Origin of the sequence: Nonomuraea sp. B5E05, from assembly GCF_039880665.1 — a bacterium.
Lineage (GTDB): Bacteria > Actinomycetota > Actinomycetes > Streptosporangiales > Streptosporangiaceae > Nonomuraea.
Map to the genome: position 1 here is coordinate 17774 of NZ_JBDPMJ010000029.1, position 18736 is coordinate 36509.

An 18736-nucleotide genomic window follows, 5' to 3' on the forward strand; every position below is an offset into this window, starting at 1 on the left:
CTCCGAGGGCTGCCTCCAGGTGTGTATCGGAGGGCTTGAATGGGCCGTTATGTCATCAGGCGCTTGATCCAGGCGATCCCCGTCCTGTTCGGCGCCACGCTACTCATCTTCTGCATCGTCTTCGCGCTGCCCGGAGACCCCATCGCGGCATTGTTCGGCGACAAGCGTCCCGACCCCGCGATCGCCGAGGTCCTGCGCGAGCAATACCACCTCAACGATCCACTGCTGGTGCAGTACTGGTACTACATCAGCGGCGTGCTCTTCGCGGGTGACTTCGGCGTCAACTTCGCCGACGTCCCCGTGTCCCAGATCATGGCGGGCAAGTTCCAGGTCACCCTGAACCTCGCGCTGACCGCGCTGGTCATGGAGGCCGTCATCGGCGTCGGCCTGGGCCTGTGGGCCGCGCTGCGCCGGGGCAAGGCCACCGACACCATGATCCTCGCCTCGACGCTGCTGTTCATCTCCGTCCCCACGCTGGTGACGGGCTTCGTGCTGCAACTCCTGCTCGGCGTGAAGCTCAAACAGTGGACGGGCGCCGACATCTTCCCCGTCGCCGGCACGTTCGCGGGCTGGCGCAGCTACCTGCTGCCCGGCTTCGTGCTGGCGGGAACGTCGATCGCCTATCTGACCAGGCTCACCAGGACCAGCCTCGCGGAGACCCTGAGGGCCGACTACATCCGCACGGCCACGGCCAAGGGCCTGTCGAGACGCCGCGTCATCGGCAGGCACGGGTTGCGCAACGCGTTGATCCCGCTGATCACCTTCCTGGGCGCCGACCTCGGCAACCTGATGGGCGGCGCGGTCATCACCGAGACGATCTTCAACCTGCAAGGGATCGGGAATCAGCTCTTCCAGTCGGTTTACTTGCGAGAACAACCGGTGGTCGTGGGTATCGTCACCATCCTGGTGCTGATCTACATCCTGGCCAACCTGGTCGTCGACATGTTGTACGCCCTGCTCGACCCGAGGATCCGCTATGAGTAACCCAACCCCGCCGGTCGGGCCCGGGCTCCCGGATACGCAGACCTTGGTCACGGAGCCCACCCAGGCACCGGAACACGAGGGCAAGAAGCCCAAGGGCGGCAAACCCGCCAGCCTGTGGACCGACGCGTGGTACGACCTGCGGCGCCGGCCGATGTTCATCGTCTCGATGATCATCATCTTCGTCCTGCTGGTCATGTCGTTCTGGCCGTCGCTGTTCTCCTCGATCGACCCGTTCAACGCCAGGAGCTGCGACCTGTCGACGGCGCGTCAGGGGCCCAGCCCCGGCCACCTGTTCGGCAGGGACAACCTGGGCTGCGACCTCTACGCCAGGACCATCTACGGCGCCCGCAACTCGATCATCATCGGCGTGTTCACCACGATCGTCACCACGTTGATCGGCAGCCTGCTCGGCATCATCGCCGGCTACAAGGGCGGCGCCGTCGACGCGGTGTCCTCGCGGTTCACCGAGATCTTCTTCGCCATCCCGGCGATCCTCGGCGCGCTGCTGATCGCGGCCACCTTCCGCGGCAAGGCCAACAGCATCCTGCTGGTCATCACCGCGCTGGGGGTGCTCGGCTGGCCGATGACGTACCGCATCATGAGGGCGGCCGTGATCACCGCGAAGAGCCAGGACTTCGTGGTGGCCGCCAGGGCGCTGGGCGCGGGAGCGGGCCGGATCATGTTCCGTCACCTGCTGCCCAACTCGCTCGCGCCGGTCATCGTCGTGGCCACGATCAACCTGGGCCTCTTCATCGCCGCCGAGGCCGCGCTGTCGTTCCTGGGCGTCGGCGTGCTGTCCCCGGACATCTCGTGGGGTCTGATGATCGCCGACGCGCGCAACCGGTTCCTGGAGGCGCCGCTTCCGCTGGTGTTCCCTGCGGCGTTCCTGTGCGTCACCGTGCTCGCGTTCATCATGATGGGCGACGCGGTGCGCGACGCGCTCGACCCGAAGCTCAGGTAGAAGGGGGGATCACATGAAGAAGACGTCAGCGGACGTGCTGCCTGAGCTCTCCGAAGAAGGGGCGCTGGGCGACCATCCACTGCTCGCGGTCGACAACCTGCACGTGGAGTTCCGCACCCGCGCCGGGAACGTGCGCGCGGTCAACGGGGTGAGCTACACCGTCAACTCCGGCGAGACGCTCGCGGTGCTGGGCGAGTCGGGTTCGGGCAAGTCCGTGACCGCGCAGGCGATCATGGGCATTCTCGACATGCCGCCCGCGGCGATCCCCAAGGGGGAGATCCGCTTCAGGGGCACCAACCTGCTCCAACTGTCGGAGGAGGCCCGCACGCAGGTGCGCGGCCAGCGGATCGCGATGATCTTCCAGGACGCGCTCTCCGCGCTCAACCCGGTGTTCACCGTGGGCTGGCAGATCAGTGAGATGTTCCGGGTGCACCGGGGCATGTCCAAGGCCGACGGGCTGAAGAAGGCCGTCGAGCTGATGGACCGCGTGCGCATCCCGGCCGCCAAGCAGCGCGTCCACGACTATCCGCACCAGTTCTCCGGAGGCATGCGGCAGCGCATCATGATCGCCATGTCGATCGCGCTGGACCCCGAGGTGCTGATCGCGGACGAGCCGACCACGGCGCTCGACGTGACCGTCCAGGCGCAGATCATGGAGCTGCTGGCCGAGCTGCAGCGCGAGAGCCAGATGGGTCTCATCCTGATCACCCACGACCTGGGCGTCGTCGCCGACGTGGCCGACAAGATCGCCGTGATGTACGCGGGGCGCATCGTGGAGAACGCCCCCGTGCACGACATCTACAAGGGGCCCGCGCACCCTTACACGAAGGGCCTGCTGGAGTCGATCCCTCGGGTCGACCTCAAGGGCCACGAGCTGTACGCGATCAAGGGCCTGCCGCCCAACCTGCTCGACCTGCCGACGGGCTGCGCGTTCCACCCCCGCTGCCCCTACCGTCAGGACGACTGCGTGACCGACACGCCACCGCTCCACGAGCTCAGCGGCACGCGGAACAGCGCCTGCCACTACTGGAGGGAGGTCCTCGATGGCGAGCACCAGTGAGCGCATCCTCGAGGTGCGCGACCTGGTCAAGCACTTCCCGCTCACCCAGGGCATCGTGGTCAAGAGGCAGATCGGCGCCATCAAGGCCGTCGACGGCGTCTCGTTCGACCTGCACAAGGGCGAGACCCTGGGCATCGTGGGCGAGTCGGGCTGCGGCAAGTCCACCCTCGCCAAGGTCCTCATGGCGCTCGAACGGCCCACGTCGGGCTCGGTGACGATCAACGGCCGTGACATCGCCAAGGCCAGGGGCGGCGAGCTCAAGCGCATGCGGCGCAACATCCAGATGGTGATGCAGGACCCGTACACCTCGCTGAACCCCCGGATGACCGTCGGTGACATCATCGGCGAGCCGTACGAGATCCACACCGAGGTGGCGCCCAAGGGCGACCGCCGCACGAAGGTGCAGGAGCTGCTGGAGGTCGTGGGCCTCAACCCCGACCACATCAACCGCTACCCGCACCAGTTCTCCGGCGGCCAGCGGCAGCGCATCGGCATCGCCCGCGGGCTGGCGCTACAGCCGGAGATCATCGTCTGCGACGAGCCGGTGTCGGCCCTCGACGTGTCGATCCAGGCGCAGGTCATCAACCTGCTGGAGCGGCTGCAGAACGAGTTCGACCTGGCGTACATCTTCATCGCCCACGACCTGTCGGTGGTGCGCCACATCTCCGATCGGGTCGGGGTGATGTACCTCGGCAAGTTCGTGGAGCTCGGCAAGGACACCGAGATCTACGACCGGCCGGCGCACCCGTACACGCAGGCGCTGCTGTCGGCGGTGCCGGTGCCCGACCCCGAGGGGCGGGAGCAGCGCGAGCGCATCATCCTCCAGGGTGATCCGCCGTCGCCCGCCAACCCGCCGTCGGGCTGCCGGTTCCGCACACGGTGCTGGAAGGCGCAGGAGATCTGCGCGGAGGAGGAGCCGCTGCTGCAGATCCGGCCGGGTACGGCGCACGAAAGCGCCTGCCACTTCGCCGAGACGCACGACGTCGTCCACGTCGGCTGAACCACCTCGCAAGCGAAGGCCCTCCGAGCCCGGCTCGGAGGGCCTTCGTGCTTCAGAGGGTGGCGATGAGGGCGGAGCCGTGGCCGAAGAGGCCCTGGTTGACGGCCAGGCCGGCGCGGGGGCGGAGGACCTGGCGAGGGCCCGCGCGCTCGCGCAGCTGGGTGGTGAGCTCGCAGAGCTGGGCGATGGCCTGGGCGGGGACGGCCTCGCCGAACGAGGCCAGGCCGCCCGACGGGTTGACCGGGAGGCGGCCCCCGACGGCCGTCTCGCCGGCGCGCAGCAGCTTGTCCGCCTCTCCGGGCGGGCACAGGCCGGCGTCCTCCATCCAGTCCAGTTCCAGCGCCGTCGACAGGTCGTAGACCTCCGCCAGCGAGACATCCTCGGGCCCCACCCCGGCCTCCTCGTAGGCGGCGTGCGCGATCGCCGCCCTGAACGGCCTCTCGGGCGGCGGAACGGCGGTCCAGGAGTCGGTGGCGAAGTTCGGCAGTTCCAGGACGGCGCTGGGGAAGGTCGGGGTGACGGTGGCCACGGCGGCCAGGCGTACCAGGGGGGTCGTGCCGCGGCGGCGGGCGTACTCCTCCGAGGCGAGCACCACGGCGGCGCCCCCGTCGGAGGTGGCGCAGACGTCCATCAGTCGCAGCGGATCGGCGACCATGGGGGAGGCCAGCACCTCGTCCACGGTGACGGGCCTGCGGTAGCGGGCCATGGGGTTGAGCGAGCCGGCCCGCGCGTTCTTGACCTTGACGGCGGCGAAGTCGGCATGAGTGGAGCCGTGGACGGCCATGCGCCTGCGGGCGTAGAGGCCGAAGTACGCGGGGTTGGTGGCGCCGAGGAGCCGGAAGCGCAGCCAGTCGGGGTCGTCGGGCCGGTCGCCGCCCACTGGCGTGAAGAAGCCCTTGGGCGTGGAGTCCGCCCCCACGACCAGGGCGACCTCGCACAGGCCCGCCAGGATGCGGGTGCGCGCGATGTCGACGGCCTGGGCGCCCGAGGCGCAGGCGGCGTAGCAGGAGGCGATCCTGGCGCCCGACCAGCCGAGCGCCTGGGCGTAGGTGGCGCCGGCGACGAAGCCGGGGTAGCCGTTCCTGATCGTGTCCGCGCCGACGAGGAAGTCCACGTCGGTCCAGGCCACGCCGGCGTCGTCGAGGGCCGCGCGGGCCGCCGCCACGCCGTACTCCACGAAGGGACGGCCCCACTTGCCCCAGGGGTGCATGCCCGTGCCCAGCACCACGACGCTCATGACGGCCGCCGCCACATCCACACCTGGAGCCCGTCGGCCAGCGGGCCCGAGGTGAGCTCCAGTTCCATGCCCACCTCCAGATCGGCCACCGTCAGGTCCGTGACCTGGCCGAGCACCACGATGCCCGCCTCTTCCAGCTCGACCGCGGCCAGGGTCACCGGCTCGTACGGCTCCGCCGCCACGTACGGCGCCGGCGGCGGGTAGCAGGCGTTCGTGTACGACCAGACCCGCCCGCGTCTCGGCAGCCGGACCTCGCGCAGGTCCGTGCCGCCGCAGCGGGGGTCGGGGCAGAGGCCGTGCCGCGGCGGGAAGCAGACGGTGCCGCAGGCCGCACATCCGGTGCCGAGGAGGCGGACGCCGTCGTGGTCGATGGCGAACCAGCCGTCGATCGCAAACGTCATAGTCGGAGTATCACACAAGCGCTTGCTAGGTTACATCCCTTCGCCGCTTGCGCTGCGTCACCAGCACCCGCGCCGACATCGCCGCCACCAGCATCACCATGCCCGCGATCACCTGCGTACTGGAGGACGGCGGCGCCTCGCAGAAGTACGGTCCTGGCGCCGCGCCGCCCGACGCGGGCACGTCCAGCCGGGTGGCCGCCCGCAGGGCGAGTGCCGCGTCGACCACCCCGTGCCCGTAGGCGCGGCTGTGGCCGCCGGTCGGCCGCCTCCTGGTGCCGAGCTCGATGGCTCGCCGCACGTGGTAGGGGGACAGGCTCGGATGCGCCGACCTGATCAGGGCCGCCACGCCCGCGACCATGGCCGCGGCCGAGCTGGTGCCGTCGCCGATCACGTACGAGCGGCGACCGTCGGCCGTCACGATGTCCGTGCCCGGCGCGACCACCGAGACGTAGTCCTGCCTGTTGGAGAACCCGGCCACCGCGAGCCGCCGGTCCACGGCGCCGACGGCGATCACGCCGGGGTAGGCGGCGGGGAAGTTCTTCCTGTTGGCGGCGGCGCCGTCGTTGCCCGACGAGGCCACGAGCACGGCGCCCCTGGCGATCGCGTACTGGACGGCCTCCTCCTCCGTCGCCGAGCCCTCCCAGGAGCCGCTGCCCCCGCCGAGCGACATGCTGATCACTTCGGCGCCGTGGTCGGCCGCGTAGCGGATGCCCCTGGCCAGCGCGTTGCGCCCGCCCGCGCGCTGCTTCTTGCGCTGCGGGTCGCCGTTGTCCAGCGTGACCCTGACGGACAGCACCTTGGCCTCCGGCGCCACCCCGAGGACGCCGCCCTCGTGCTCTTCGCCGTGCCCGCGACCGGCGATCAGGCTGGCCATGGCGGTGCCGTGGCGCCCCCACCGGTGCGGGCTCCTGGCCACCCCGGTCAGGTCGGGCCCCTGGATCACGGCGCCCGCCAGGTCGGGGTGGCGGCCGTTCACACCCGTGTCGAGCACGGCCACCAGGGCGCCCGTGCCCTTGCTCGTCCGCCAGGCGTCGGGCAGCCGCATCGCGCCGAGCTGCCACTGGCCGGCCCGCGCGACCCGGCCGACGTCGTCGGAGGCGCTCGGAGCGGCGGCGCCCAGCACCGTTCCCACTGCCAGCGCTGTCACCAAGGCGGGCACGAGGATCCTGCTCATCTGGTCAGCACCCGGTGCAGTGCCGTCGCGGGCCGTCCGGTGCCGGAGGGCCCGGCGGCGGGCCGTCGACACCCAGGGCGACCCCTGTCGGCACGTACGTGACCCGCGCGCCCGGGCTGAGGCCTGGCACGGCGGAGATCGGTCGGACTAACCGGCGTTCGGGCACGGGAGGCTCCGGGGCAGGCAGGAGCGGGGACGGCATCGACAGCGGGACAACGGAAGACTGGTACACGTCGACCTCGAAGCGGAGGGGGAGGGGACGTTTGACCCGCATTCTGACACGCGACCGCTGCGTCAGCCCGACGCTTCAGTAAACAGACCGATACGTGGAGTAATTCCGATCTGTGGCTTTCGCCCTAGGAAAGAGGGGAAAGCCGGACATGTGCTCCGGGCGGGAGCCCCAGGCGCTGCGCCGCGTCACCGGAGTTCACGGCGATCGCGATCAGCCCCGCCGAGTCCGCGAACGCCACCAGTTCCCCGGGCGGCACCGCCGAGAACGTCTCCCGATACGGCAGCGAGAGCTGCCGCCTCCCCAGCCGCACCCCCAGCGTGTCGCCCACCCGCACGCCCAGCGCATGCAGGTCGCCCGCCGTGATCGACAACTGCGTGTTGCCGTAGCGGTCGACCGAGACGACCTCGCCCTCCACCGAGCCCTCACGCAACTGGGAGGTCGGCTCCGGCAGCGAGACCAGCCTGCCGACCGGGATCTCCGGCCCCAGCTCCGCCGGGCTCAGCCCGCCGCACAACCGCGCGGCGACCGGCGCGAACACGTCACGCCCGGGGAACGTGGGCGAGACCGGCCGCAGGAAGTGCCGCTCGTCGCTGATCTCGTGGGCCGCCTGCGCGCCGCCGCCGGCGTGCACGGCCCACGACAGCAGCCCGTTGTCGGGCCCGATGAACACCCGGCCGCCCGCCTCGACGGCGACCGCGCGCCTGGAGGCGCCCGCCCCCGGGTCGACCGCGGCGATGTGGACGCCCGCCGGGAGGTAGGGGATGGTCTGGGCGAGCACGGCAGCGCCGCGTCGTACGTCTCCCGCGGGGATCAGGTGGCACACGTCGATCACCCTGGCCTCAGGGGCGATCCCGGCGATCACTCCATGGCAGGCCGCCACATAGCCGTCTTCGAGCCCATAGTCCGTGAGCAGCGTGATTACAGAGGTCACATTTGGTGACTGTACGTCTGTCGAACCGCCATGAACAGCAGCGCCCCGCACATTACGATGGCCACGGGCCGCGTGCGTGCGACGTGAACGTCACACGCCCCTTTCGAGGAGGACACCATGGGAGCACCGCTCAGCGGTGACAATGCTGCCCAGGAGCCGTCCCGCCGGCGATCACTCTCACAACGCGATCACGAGCTCCTCGCCTTCGAGCGCCAGTGGTGGCGCCACGCGGGCGCGAAGGAGCAGGCCATCAAGGAGACCTTCGGGTTCTCCGCGACGCGCTACTACCAGCTGCTCGGCGAGCTGATCGACAGGCCGGAGGCGCTCGAGCAGGACCCCATGCTGGTCAAGAGGCTGCGCAGGTTACGCTCCACCCGTCAGCGTGACCGGGCCGCCAGAAGGCTTGGCATGCGCCCCTGACCGGCTGGGTACGGCAGCCGCGTGAGGAACATCCCTGGAATGGAAGCGATCCTGAGCGATCCGGCAGGCGCCGTGATCGGGCTCGACTTCGACGGCACGCTGTCGCCGATCGTGCCCGATCCCGCCGAGGCCGTGATCCACCCGAAGGCCCCCGAGGTTCTCGCCAAGCTGGGCGCCCACGTCCTCGCGGTGGTCATCGTGACCGGCAGGCCCCCGGCCACCGTGCTGAAGCTGGGGCCAGGGCTGGCCGACGTGCCGGGGCTGGTCGTGCTCGGACACTACGGGTTCGAACGCTGGGAGCACGGCCGCGTCTCCGCGCCCCCGCCCCCCGCCGGCGTGCCGCGCAGCGAGGCCGAACTGCCGCTGCTGCTCGACTCGCTGGGCGTCGAGGGCGTGACCGTCGAGGACAAGGGCCGGGCCGTGGCCGTGCACACCCGGCGCAGCCCCGACCCCGACGGCACCCTTGCCAAGCTGCGCGAGCCGCTGGCCAAGCTGGCCGAGAAACACGGCCTGGTGATCGAGCCCGGCCGCTACGTCCTGGAGCTGCGGCCGCCGGGCATGGACAAGGGCCAGGCGCTCAGCCTGTTCCTGGCCGAGCGGGCCGCGAGATCCGTCCTGTTCGCCGGCGACGACCTCGGCGACCTGGCCGCGTACGACGCGGTCGACGCCTCCAACCTGCCCGGCGTGACCGTGTGCAGCGGCTCCGCCGAGGTTACCGCGCTGGCCGAGCGGGCCGACATCGTCGTGGACGGCCCTGAGGGAGTGGTGGCGCTGCTCGGCGAGCTGGCGTCCGCGTTCAGCGGTTCGTAAGCGGTCGCCGCTACGGTCCCGCACATGTAGAAGCGCCCGGGCGCGAGTACAGCCGATTCGCCGCCCAGGCGGGTCCACAGGTCGGGGCTGTGCTCCGGCAGCCCTCAGGAGAGGGCGTCGAGCTGGGCCTCCAGCCACTTCTGCGGTGGCAGGGCGGTGGCCGCCGCGTGCAGCCTGTCGCGGCGCGTCCGCCGCTCGTCCTCCGGCATGACGAGCGCGTCGTGCAGCGCGGCGGCGGTGCCGCTGATGTCGTAGGGGTTGACCAGGAGCGCGTGGGAGCCCAGCTCGGCCGCCGCGCCCGCCTCCCGCGACAACACCAGCGCGCAGCGCGGCGACAGCACGGGGCCCTCCTTGGCCACCAGGTTCATGCCGTCGCGGATGGGGTTGACCAGCAGCACGTCGGCCATCCGGTACGCGGCGAGGGAGCGCGGATAGTCGTCGTCGACGTTGAGGATCAGCGGGTCCCAGTCTTCCGTGGCGTACTCGTCCTCGATCTGCCGGGCGCAGCGCTGCACCGACGCGGTGTATTCGCGATATTCGGGCAGGTCGTGCCGGCTCGGGTAGGCGAAGGCCAGGTGCACGACCCGGCCGTGCCACTCGGGGTGGGCGCCGAGGAACTCGCCGTAGGCCACCAGGCCGCGCACGATGTTCTTCGACAGCTCGGTGCGGTCGATGCGGACGATCAGCCTGCGGTCGCCCACCTGCTCCTTCAGCGCGGTCATGTGCGACTCGACGTCGGGCTCGCAGGCCCGCTCCCAGAGGGCGGCGCCGTCCACGCCGAGGCTGTGCACGCCGATGCGGGTCGTCCTGCCGTCGTGGGTGACGCTGCGCCCGACGCGGTCGGCCTCCGCGCCCAGCAGCGCCTCGCAGCAGTCCATGAACGCCTGCGCCCACCTGTCGGTGAGGAATCCGGCGTGATCGGCCCCCAGAATGCCTTCCAGGACCTCTCGCGCCACCTCGTCGGGCAGCAGGGAGAAGTATTCGGGCGGCGCCCACGGCGTGTGGCTGAAGTGGGCGATGCGCAGGTCCGGCCGCTCGGCGCGGAGCATCGCCGGGGTCAGGGTCAGGTGGTAGTCCTGGACCATCACCCTGGCCTCGTGGCCGGCCTCCTCGGCCAGCGCCAGCGCGAACGCGCCGTTGTAGTCGCGGTAGGACTCCCACTCGCGCCCGAACTTGGTGCCGAAGAGCGGCGCGTTGGGGATGTCGTAGAGCAGGTGGTTGACGAACCACAGCGTGGAGTTGGCCACGGCGTTGTAGGCGCGGTGGAAGGTGGCGGGCGGGATGTCGAGCATGCGCAGGGGGCCGGTGTCGTAGCCGGCCTGGTCGATGCGGCCGCCGGGGGCCAGGCGTACGGCGCTGCGGTCGCCGTCGGACAATGCCGCGCAGACCCACAGGACGCCGTCGCCCTTGGCCACGCCGGACAACCCGGACACCAGCCCGCCGCCGCCGCGCCGCAGGGTCAGCTCGCCGTCGTCGGAGACGGTGAAGGAGACGGGGCCGCGGTTGGAGGCCACCAGGACGTTGTTCACCGCGCCCGCTCCGGCCGGGCGGGCCGCGCGCAGGGCGGTGAGCTGGTGTGAGACCTCAAGGAGACTCCTTCCGACTGGCGTGTCGGCGTAGACGGAACCACACTGATCATCGTGGTGATCGGCCCATCGGAAAAGGAAGGATGCCAACAAGGCTCCCTACGACCATAGGATCCCAGCTATGGCGCTTGATGAGCTAACCGAGGAACTCGCCCGCTCCGCCGCGGCCGGAGACCACCGTGCTCTTGGCGAGCTGCTGCGGCGGATCGAGCCCGATGTGATGCGTCACTGCGCCCGCATCCTGCCCTACCACCAGGACGCCGAGGAGGCCTCCCAGGACACCCTGCTGGCCGTGGCGCGCAACATCGGGCGCTTCGAGGGGCGGGCCAGGTTCAGCACCTGGCTGCACATCGTGACGGCCAACTGCGCGCGCACGACGTACCGGTCGCTCAAACGCCGGGCGGCCGAGCAGAGCTCGGACGAGCTGCCGATGCAGAAGCCCGACGTGCGGCGCGTCAGCGTGATCGCGGGCTCGCGGCTCGACCTGCTCGACGCCATGGAGGCGCTGGAGGCCGACAAGCCGGATCTCGCGCAGGCGCTGGTTCTGCGCGACATCGTCCAGCTCGACTACAACGAGGTGGCCGACCAGCTCGGCATCCCGCTCGGCACCGCGAAGTCGCGCATCCACCAGGCGCGCAAATATGTGCAGGGCGTGCTGGGAGACGATTATCGCTGAGATCGTCCGTCTCATTATTTGAGACAGGAGGACGTTTCCGCCACGTGGGCGGGTAGAGTCCGAGTCGACAACTGAATATTGCTCATCCAGAGGGGTGGAGGGACCGGCCCTGCGAAGCCCCGGCAACCCTCCCGGCTTGTGACTCGCGACCTGGCGAGGCCGACCGGGACAAGGTGCCAATTCCGGTCTGCGGTCAAGGTGGCCGCAGGCGAAGATGAGGGAAGGCCTCGCTTCATGTCGCTCGATTTCGGTCCCGCCGTCGGTCTGTCCTGCCGCGAGTGCGGCGCGCGTTACCCGCTCGGTCCGAGCTTCGCCTGCCAGGAGTGTTTCGGGCCGCTCGAAGCGGCCTACGAGTTCGGCGAGGTGACCCGCGCGGCCATCGAGTCGGGCCCCGCCAACATCTGGCGCTACCGCTCGCTGCTGCCCGTGCCGGCCGACGTCGCCGACAAGCCCAACATGAACCCCGGGTGGACCAAGCTGGTCAGGGCCGGCAACCTCGGGCGGGCGCTCGGCATCAGATCGCTCCACGTCAAGGACGACTCGGGCAACCCCACCCACTCCTTCAAGGACCGCGTGGTCGCCATGGCCGTCGAGGCGGCCCGCAACTTCGGCTTCCACACGCTCTCCTGCTCCTCCACGGGCAACCTCGCGGGCGCGGTGACGGCCGCCGCGGCGCGGGCCGGGCTGGAGGCGTGCGTGTTCATCCCGGCCAACCTCGAACAAGCCAAGATCGCCATGGCCCGGGTGTTCGGTGGCCGGCTGGTCGGCATCGAGGGCACCTACGACGACGTCAACAGGTTCTGCTCCGAGCTGATCGGCGACCCGCTCGGTGACAAGTGGGGGTTCACCAACATCAACCTGCGCCCTTACTACGCCGAGGGCTCCAAGACGCTCGCGTACGAGATCGCCGAGCAGCTCGGGTGGCGGCTGCCCGAGCAGATCATCATCCCCATCGCCTCGGGCTCGCAGCTCACGAAGATCGACAAGGGCTTCAAGGAGCTGGTGGCGCTGGGGCTGGTCGAGGACACGCCCTACAAGATCTTCGGGGCGCAGGCAGCCGGGTGCTCGCCGGTGTCGACCGCCTACAAGGCGGGGCACGACGTCGTGCAGCCGGTCAGGCCCGACACCATCGCCAAGTCGCTGGCCATCGGAAACCCCGCTGACGGGCCGTACGTGCTGGACATCGCGCGGCGGACAGGAGGGGGCGTCGAGGACGTCACGGACGCTGAGATCGTGGCCGCCATCAAGCTCCTGGCCTCGACGGAGGGCATCTTCGCCGAGACCGCGGGCGGTGTGACCGTGGGCGTGCTGAAGAAGCTCACCGAGACCGGGCAGCTCGACCCGGAGGCCGAGACCGTGGTGCTGAACACCGGCGACGGCCTCAAGACGCTCGACGCGATCAGCGGCGACGCCAGGCCCACGGCCGTGATCAGGCCCTCCCTCGACGCGTTCCGCGCGACTGTCTGACAACCAGGAAAGGCGAGTTAAACCATGAGCGTTTCTGTGCGGATTCCCACCATTCTGCGCACCTACACCGGGGGCAACGCGGAGGTCAGTGGCGAGGGCGCGACTCTTCGTGACGTGCTGGCCAAGCTGGACTCTGACTACCCGGGTATCGGCGCGAGAATTCTGGATGAATCGGGCAAGATTCGGCGTTTTGTCAACGTTTATGTGGGGGAAGAGGACGTCCGATTCACCCAAGGGCTGGACACTCCGGCGCCGGAGGGCACCCAGATCTCCATCATCCCAGCCGTCGCCGGCGGTTGAGTGCGGCAGATCACACTTCGGCGAAGGCGCCCCTTGTGGGCGCCTTCTTCTTTTCCCAGCAATTCAACGTCGAACCGTCGATGGGAGGAAATGCGCGGTCTGCGGATTGACTCTGTTGCCAAACCCCGTGCCACAGGTATGGTCGAGGGCGATCGTCTGGCTGATTTTCCGTTAAGTCAGGCGATTACGGGTCTCGCGAAGGAATGGGCGAGGTCTGGGAGCCCAGTAAGAGGAGTCGGAAGTGGCGCAGGGCACCGTCAAGTGGTTCAACGCGGACAAGGGCTACGGCTTCATCGCGGTAGACGGTGGTAAGGATGTATTCGTCCATTACTCAGCGATCATGATGGACGGGTACCGCTCTCTCGAACAGGGACAGCGTGTCGAGTTCGAGATCACGCAGGGCCAGAAGGGACCGCAGGCGGAGTCCGTCAGGACGGTCTGATTCACCGCACTGGTATGCACCGGCGGGTTCGCGCGGCAGCGCAGTCCGGGCGAACCGTCACCTTTCTTTCGTCGATCCTGGTACGGCGAGCCGTGTGCGCGAACCGCGGCCAGCGGTGCGCCCACGGGGCGGCTCGCCGGACAGACGACTGACCTGGGGGGAAGCGCCGGCCACGGGTGAGTTCGCTTGCACTCGGCAGGGTAGAGTGCTAAACAGTTCGTTGGCACTCTGTGCAGCAGAGTGCCAACACCGGATCGAGACGATGGGGTCTGCCGAACGGAGATGCTGACCCATGCCGTCGCGGGCGTCGGCTCGGTCCACGACAAGCCACCCTGCATCTGGGAGGTCTAGCCTTATGGCAGCCAAGATGATCGCGTTTGACGAGGACGCCCGGCGCGGTCTCGAGCGCGGTATGAACCAGCTCGCCGACGCCGTCAAGGTGACCCTGGGCCCCAAGGGGCGCAACGTCGTGCTGGAGAAGAAGTGGGGCGCTCCCACGATCACCAACGACGGTGTGTCCATCGCCAAGGAGATCGAGCTCGAGGACCCGTGGGAGAAGATCGGCGCGGAGCTGGTCAAGGAAGTCGCCAAGAAGACGGACGACGTCGCCGGCGACGGCACCACGACCGCCACCGTGCTCGCCCAGGCGCTGGTGCGTGAGGGCCTGCGCAACGTGGCCGCCGGCGCCAACCCGATGGCTCTGAAGAAGGGCATCGAGGCGGCCGTCGAGCGGGTCAGCGAGGAGCTCTCCAAGCTGGCCAAGGACGTGGAGACCAAGGAGCAGATCGCTTCGACCGCCTCCATCTCCGCCGCCGACCCCGAGATCGGCGCGCTCATCGCCGAGGCGATGGACAAGGTCGGCAAGGAAGGCGTCATCACCGTCGAGGAGAGCAACACCTTCGGCCTCGAGCTCGAGCTCACCGAGGGCATGCGCTTCGACAAGGGCATGACGTCGATGTACTTCGTCACCGACTCCGACCGCATGGAGGCCGTGCTCGAAGACCCGTACATCCTGATCGTCAACGGCAAGGTCTCCGCCAACAAGGACCTGCTGCCGCTGCTCGACAAGGTCGTGCAGTCCGGCAAGCCGCTGCTGATCATCGCCGAGGACGTCGAGGGCGAGGCCCTGGCGACCCTGGTGGTCAACAAGATCCGCGGCCTGTTCCGCTCCGTGGCCGTCAAGGCCCCGGGCTTCGGCGACCGCCGCAAGGCCATGCTCAACGACATCGCGATCCTGACCGGTGGTCAGGTCATCGCCGAGGAGGTCGGCCTCAAGCTCGAGACCGCCACCCTCGACCTGCTGGGCCGCGCCCGCAAGGTGGTCGTGACCAAGGACGAGACGACGATCGTCGACGGCGCCGGTGACGCCGAGCAGATCTCCGGCCGGGTCAACGAGATCCGCGCCGAGATCGAGCGCACCGACTCCGACTACGACCGCGAGAAGCTTCAGGAGCGGCTGGCCAAGCTGGCCGGCGGCGTGGCCGTCATCAAGGCGGGCGCGGCGACCGAGGTCGAGCTCAAGGAGCGCAAGCACCGCATCGAAGACGCCGTCCGCAACGCGAAGGCGGCCGTCGAGGAGGGCATCGTCCCGGGTGGTGGCGTGGCGCTGCTGCAGGCCGGCGCCAAGGCGTTCGACAAGCTCGAGCTCAACGGCGACGAGGCCACCGGTGCGGCGATCGTGAAGAAGGCTCTGGAGGAGCCGCTGAAGCAGATCGCGGTCAACGCCGGCCTCGAGGGCGGCGTCGTGGTCGAGCGCGTGCGCAACCTCACCCCGGGTGAGGGCCTCAACGCCGCGTCGGGCGAATACGTCAACATGTTCGAGGCCGGGATTCTCGACCCGGCCAAGGTGACGCGCTCGGCGCTGCAGAACGCCGCCTCCATCGCGGCGCTCTTCCTCACCACCGAGGCCGTCATCGCCGAGAAGCCGGAGAAGACTCCGGCCGCTCCCGCCGGCATGCCCGGCGGCGGCGACATGGACTTCTAGGTCCTGTTTCGCGACGCACGTCCCAAAAGAGCGGCCCGGTTTTTCCGGGCCGCTCTTGCTTTTGTTTGACTGCCATTACGTTTCGCAATTGAATCGCTACTTCGAGTGAGAAAGGGTTGTCCCCACGCATCACCTCATCGAAGGAGCAGACAAGTGTTCTCCCGCAGTAAGCGCATGCTGGGCGTCGCCGTTCTCGGCCTCGCCTCCGTGACCCTCACGGCCGTTCCCGCGCATGCCGACAACCCTGTCGTCTTCACCCAGACAGTGACCCGGAGCGGGCCGCTGTGCACGCTGCAAGCCTGGGTGCCGCTGCTCGGCAACGTGGGGCCGGTGGCCGAGACCTGCGACTAGCCCTCACACGAAAGGCGCCCCACCAGCGTGCGGTGGGGCGCCTTTCCCGTCGTCAGACCCCGTAGTGGGGGATGAGGTGGCCGCGGGCCAGGGTGTTGGCGGTGATGTTGAAGCCCACCACCGCCGGGCTGGTGCCGCTGTCCAGGCCGAGCGAGTCGATCCCCAGCGCGTAAACCGTGAAGACGTAGCGGTGCGGTTCGCCAGGAGGCGGGGCGGCGCCGCCGTAGTCTTTGGTGCCGTAGTCGTTGCGGGCGTGCACCGCGCCCGCGGGCAGCCCTTTGAACTCCGGGGCCGTGCCCGCGCCCGTCGGCAGCTCGGTGACCGAGGCGGGGAGGTCGAAGAGCACCCAGTGCCAGAAGCCGCTGCCTGTGGGGGCATCGGGGTCGAAGCACGTGACGGCGTAGGAGCGGGTCTCGGCGGGAGCGCCGGACCAGCGCAGCTGGGGCGAGAGGTTCTGGCCGGTCATGCCCCAGTCGTTGAAGACGTGCAGGTCGTTGAGCCGCTCGCCGTCCTGGAGGTCGTCGCTCTCCACCACGAGCGCGGGGACCGACGGCAGGTGTTCATGGGGAAGGGGTGCTGGCACGGCATCCTCCTAGGTTGAGAGCTCCTTGCCCAGCCATCCTAGAAGCGGCCGTGCCGGACGCCCGTCAGCCCGCCAGCTGTGGCGGCAGCGCCTTGTCGTGCAGGACCGTCAGCGAGGTCACCGCCCGGGTCAGGACCACGTAGAGCCTGGCCAGGCCGCGGGGCTCGGCCGCGACGATGTCGGCGGGCTCCACGACGACGACGTGGTCGTACTCCAGACCCTTGGCGAGTGTCGCGGGCACGATGAGCAGGCGGTGCTCTTCGGCCGAGTCGGGGTCGAGAACGGCGTGGGGGAGGCCGGCGAGGGCCTCGGAGACCGCGTCGACCATCGCGTCGGGAACGATGACGCCGATCGAGCCCTCCCTGGCCAGGGCCTCCTCGGCGGCCTGCGCGACCGAGCCGCCCTCGCGTACGGTGAGCGACCCGGCGCCGGGCCGCAGCGACTGCGGGGCGGCGAGGCCTGGGGCGATCGAGGGGAGCAGGCGGGCCGCGTAGTCGAGGACCTCCCTCGGCACGCGGAAGCCGAGCGTCAGCTCCGTGACCTCGCCCTCCCGCTGGCCCAGGTGGCCGAGCACCGACTCCCACGAACGCGTCGACCATGGCGTGGTGCCCTGGGCGAGGTCGCCGAGCACGGTGGCCGAGCCGTTGCGGCAGCGGCGGCCGAGGGCGCGCAACTGCATCTCGGACAGGTCCTGGGCCTCGTCGACCACGAGGTGGCCCAGGGACGGAGTGCGTTCCATCAGGTCGCGGAGCTCGTCGAGGAGCGCGGCGTCGGCGGCCGACCATTTGGCGGACTTCCAGCTCCGGTACGGCTTGCGCCACAGGAGCGTTTCCTGCTCTTCAGGCGACAAATCTGATTTAGCGGCTCGCGCTAGGAATTCCGGATCTGACAGCAAGTGGTGAAGGACCTGTTCGGGCGTCAGTTTGGGCCAGACCGCTTCCACGAGTTGTTTCACCGGTTTCGACCGGGCCACCGCGTCCTGCACCCGGTCGTCGGGCGACTCGCCGCGCTGCTCCATGCGTACGAGGACCATGTGGGCCAGCCGCTGCGCCAGCGCCGCCCGGCCGGGGTTGTAGCGCGTGGTGCCGCGCAGGGAGGCCACGATCTCGCGTACTTCGTAGTCGGCCACCCGGTGCCGGTAGGCGCCCTTGGTGTAGACGAGGCCCTCCTCCGGTTTCACGATGTGCAGCCAGAGCGCGCGTTCGAGCACCGCCGCCATCCTGGCGTCGCCCTTCACCGCGGCCACCATCGGATCCTCGGGCGCGGCGTGGTCGCCGAGCAGGCCGGCCACCGTGGTCTGGTCGACCTTGACCTCGCCGAGCGCGGGCAGCACCGAGGAGATGTAGGACAGGAACGCCCGGTTGGGCCCGACGATCATCACGCCCGACCTGGCCAGCCGCTCGCGGTGGGTGAACAGCAGATAGGCGGCGCGATGCAGGCCGACGGCGGTCTTCCCGGTGCCGGGGGCGCCCTGCACGCACACCGTCTGGGCCAGGGTGGAGCGGACGATCTCGTCCTGGTCGGGCTGGATCGTGGCGACGATGTCACGCATCGGGCCGGTGCGGGGGCGTTCGATCTCGTCGGTGAGGATCCTGGACGGGCCGATCTCGACGCCTTCGCCGAGCGGCTCGTCCTCGAACGCGGTCAGCGCCCCGCCGTGGTAGCCGAAGCGGCGCCGCCGCTCGATCCCCATGGGGTCGGCGGGACTGGCCTGGTAGAACGCGCGGGACACCGGCGCGCGCCAGTCGATGACCAGCGGCCTGCTGTGGCCGTCGTGCACGTGGCGGCGCCCGACGTAGATCGTGCCGGGCAGGTCGTCGCTCTCTCCCTCGTGCTCATGGTCGCGATCGCTCGGCCCGTCGCTCTCCTGTCGCGGGCTCCTCCGCTCCGCGCGGTCGAGGCGGCCGAAGAACAGCGGGGTGTCGGGATGGTCGGCGAGCGCGGCCACCCGCTGGTCGAGCAGCGACTGGAGGATCTGCTGCGACACCCAGTCGCCGGCCGCGTCGGACGAGAGGGACTGGGCGTGGGCGCGCATGGCTTTGAGCGCGGCTCTGGACGCGGCCAGGTGTGCCTGCTCGGCGGCGAGCACGTCGGTGGGTATGTCGGGGGCCAGTTGGTGTGCGGGCATGCGGAAGCG

Annotated in this window: 19 protein-coding genes and 1 riboswitch; of the genes, 12 read left to right on the top strand and 7 right to left on the bottom strand. The window is 69.8% G+C overall.

Annotated features, from left to right (window positions below):
- Window positions 1-39: 39 nt before the first annotated feature.
- Genes ABGB01_RS37625 through ABGB01_RS37640 form a run of 4 tightly spaced genes read left to right on the top strand, consistent with a single transcriptional unit; the run spans window position 40 to window position 4005 of the window.
- The gene (locus tag ABGB01_RS37625) at window positions 40-984 is read left to right on the top strand and encodes an ABC transporter permease (protein WP_347778353.1); all 945 of its coding nucleotides are present in this window, start codon (window positions 40-42) and stop codon (window positions 982-984) included.
- Entirely contained in the window at window positions 977-1945 is a 969-nt protein-coding gene (locus ABGB01_RS37630) for an ABC transporter permease (RefSeq protein ID WP_347778354.1), read from the top strand. The genes ABGB01_RS37625 and ABGB01_RS37630 overlap by 8 nt, the downstream gene beginning before the upstream one ends.
- A gap of 13 nt (window positions 1946-1958) precedes the next feature.
- Window positions 1959-3005 (top strand): ABC transporter ATP-binding protein, encoded by a 1047-nt coding sequence (locus ABGB01_RS37635; protein ID WP_347778355.1) that lies wholly within the window; start codon window positions 1959-1961, stop codon window positions 3003-3005.
- Window positions 2989-4005, top strand: coding sequence for a dipeptide ABC transporter ATP-binding protein (locus ABGB01_RS37640; protein ID WP_347778357.1), 1017 nt, complete (start codon window positions 2989-2991; stop codon window positions 4003-4005). The genes ABGB01_RS37635 and ABGB01_RS37640 overlap by 17 nt, the downstream gene beginning before the upstream one ends.
- Window positions 4006-4057: 52 nt before the next feature.
- Here ABGB01_RS37640 and ABGB01_RS37645 read toward each other — a convergent pair whose 3' ends face one another.
- The 4 genes from ABGB01_RS37645 to ABGB01_RS37660 all read right to left on the bottom strand — a co-directional run bounded on the left by ABGB01_RS37645 (window position 4058) and on the right by ABGB01_RS37660 (window position 7980).
- Window positions 4058-5242: a lipid-transfer protein gene (locus tag ABGB01_RS37645; protein WP_347778460.1), complete on the bottom strand. Its 1185-nt coding sequence runs from the start codon at window positions 5240-5242 to the stop codon at window positions 4058-4060.
- Window positions 5239-5643: an OB-fold domain-containing protein gene (locus ABGB01_RS37650; RefSeq protein WP_347778358.1), complete on the bottom strand. Its 405-nt coding sequence runs from the start codon at window positions 5641-5643 to the stop codon at window positions 5239-5241. Before ABGB01_RS37650 ends, ABGB01_RS37645 begins: the two co-directional genes overlap by 4 nt.
- Before the next feature lie 25 nt (window positions 5644-5668).
- Window positions 5669-6817 (bottom strand): S8 family serine peptidase, encoded by a 1149-nt coding sequence (locus ABGB01_RS37655; protein ID WP_347778359.1) that lies wholly within the window; start codon window positions 6815-6817, stop codon window positions 5669-5671.
- A gap of 356 nt (window positions 6818-7173) precedes the next feature.
- Window positions 7174-7980 (bottom strand): SAM-dependent chlorinase/fluorinase, encoded by an 807-nt coding sequence (locus ABGB01_RS37660; RefSeq protein WP_347778361.1) that lies wholly within the window; start codon window positions 7978-7980, stop codon window positions 7174-7176.
- Window positions 7981-8097: 117 nt separating this feature from the next.
- Here ABGB01_RS37660 and ABGB01_RS37665 point away from each other — a divergent pair, with 117 nt between their 5' ends.
- Together ABGB01_RS37665 and otsB are read left to right on the top strand one after the other, a co-directional pair.
- Window positions 8098-8400: a DUF3263 domain-containing protein gene (locus ABGB01_RS37665; protein ID WP_347778363.1), complete on the top strand. Its 303-nt coding sequence runs from the start codon at window positions 8098-8100 to the stop codon at window positions 8398-8400.
- A 39-nt stretch (window positions 8401-8439) separates the two neighbouring features.
- Window positions 8440-9210 carry a trehalose-phosphatase gene (gene otsB, locus ABGB01_RS37670; RefSeq protein ID WP_347778364.1) on the top strand — a complete coding sequence of 257 codons (771 nt, stop codon included), beginning with the start codon at window positions 8440-8442 and terminating at the stop codon, window positions 9208-9210.
- Window positions 9211-9314: 104 nt separating this feature from the next.
- On the opposite strand, the gene ABGB01_RS37675 is transcribed toward otsB, so the two are convergent.
- Window positions 9315-10739 carry a trehalose-6-phosphate synthase gene (locus tag ABGB01_RS37675; protein WP_347778365.1) on the bottom strand — a complete coding sequence of 475 codons (1425 nt, stop codon included), beginning with the start codon at window positions 10737-10739 and terminating at the stop codon, window positions 9315-9317.
- 178 nt (window positions 10740-10917) lie between these two features.
- On the opposite strand from ABGB01_RS37675, the gene ABGB01_RS37680 reads away from it, so the two are divergent.
- From ABGB01_RS37680 to ABGB01_RS37705, 6 genes are all read left to right on the top strand, one after another.
- A complete protein-coding gene (locus ABGB01_RS37680; RefSeq protein ID WP_132511701.1) occupies window positions 10918-11472 on the top strand; it encodes an RNA polymerase sigma factor in 555 nt (184 codons plus the stop codon).
- 79 nt (window positions 11473-11551) lie between these two features.
- A riboswitch (SAM riboswitch) is annotated at window positions 11552-11693 on the top strand.
- 13 nt (window positions 11694-11706) lie between these two features.
- Window positions 11707-12939, top strand: a complete 1233-nt coding sequence (thrC, locus tag ABGB01_RS37685) for a threonine synthase (RefSeq protein WP_347778368.1) — start codon at window positions 11707-11709, stop codon at window positions 12937-12939.
- A 24-nt stretch (window positions 12940-12963) separates the two neighbouring features.
- On the top strand, window positions 12964-13239 hold the full coding sequence (locus ABGB01_RS37690) for a MoaD/ThiS family protein (protein WP_347778369.1): 276 nt from the start codon (window positions 12964-12966) through the stop codon (window positions 13237-13239).
- 241 nt (window positions 13240-13480) lie between these two features.
- The gene (locus ABGB01_RS37695; protein WP_106250594.1) at window positions 13481-13681 is read left to right on the top strand and encodes a cold-shock protein; all 201 of its coding nucleotides are present in this window, start codon (window positions 13481-13483) and stop codon (window positions 13679-13681) included.
- Between the two features lie 355 nt (window positions 13682-14036).
- Window positions 14037-15665 (top strand): chaperonin GroEL, encoded by a 1629-nt coding sequence (gene groL, locus ABGB01_RS37700; RefSeq protein ID WP_132511695.1) that lies wholly within the window; start codon window positions 14037-14039, stop codon window positions 15663-15665.
- A gap of 153 nt (window positions 15666-15818) precedes the next feature.
- A complete protein-coding gene (locus ABGB01_RS37705) occupies window positions 15819-16016 on the top strand; it encodes a hypothetical protein (RefSeq protein ID WP_347778372.1) in 198 nt (65 codons plus the stop codon).
- A 52-nt stretch (window positions 16017-16068) separates the two neighbouring features.
- Here the strand turns inward: ABGB01_RS37705 and ABGB01_RS37710 are convergent, their stop codons facing one another.
- Window positions 16069-16599, bottom strand: a complete 531-nt coding sequence (locus ABGB01_RS37710) for a YbhB/YbcL family Raf kinase inhibitor-like protein (protein ID WP_347778373.1) — start codon at window positions 16597-16599, stop codon at window positions 16069-16071.
- Window positions 16600-16663: 64 nt separating this feature from the next.
- Window positions 16664-18727 (bottom strand): AAA family ATPase, encoded by a 2064-nt coding sequence (locus ABGB01_RS37715; protein ID WP_347778375.1) that lies wholly within the window; start codon window positions 18725-18727, stop codon window positions 16664-16666.
- Between the last annotated feature and the right edge of the window lie 9 nt (window positions 18728-18736).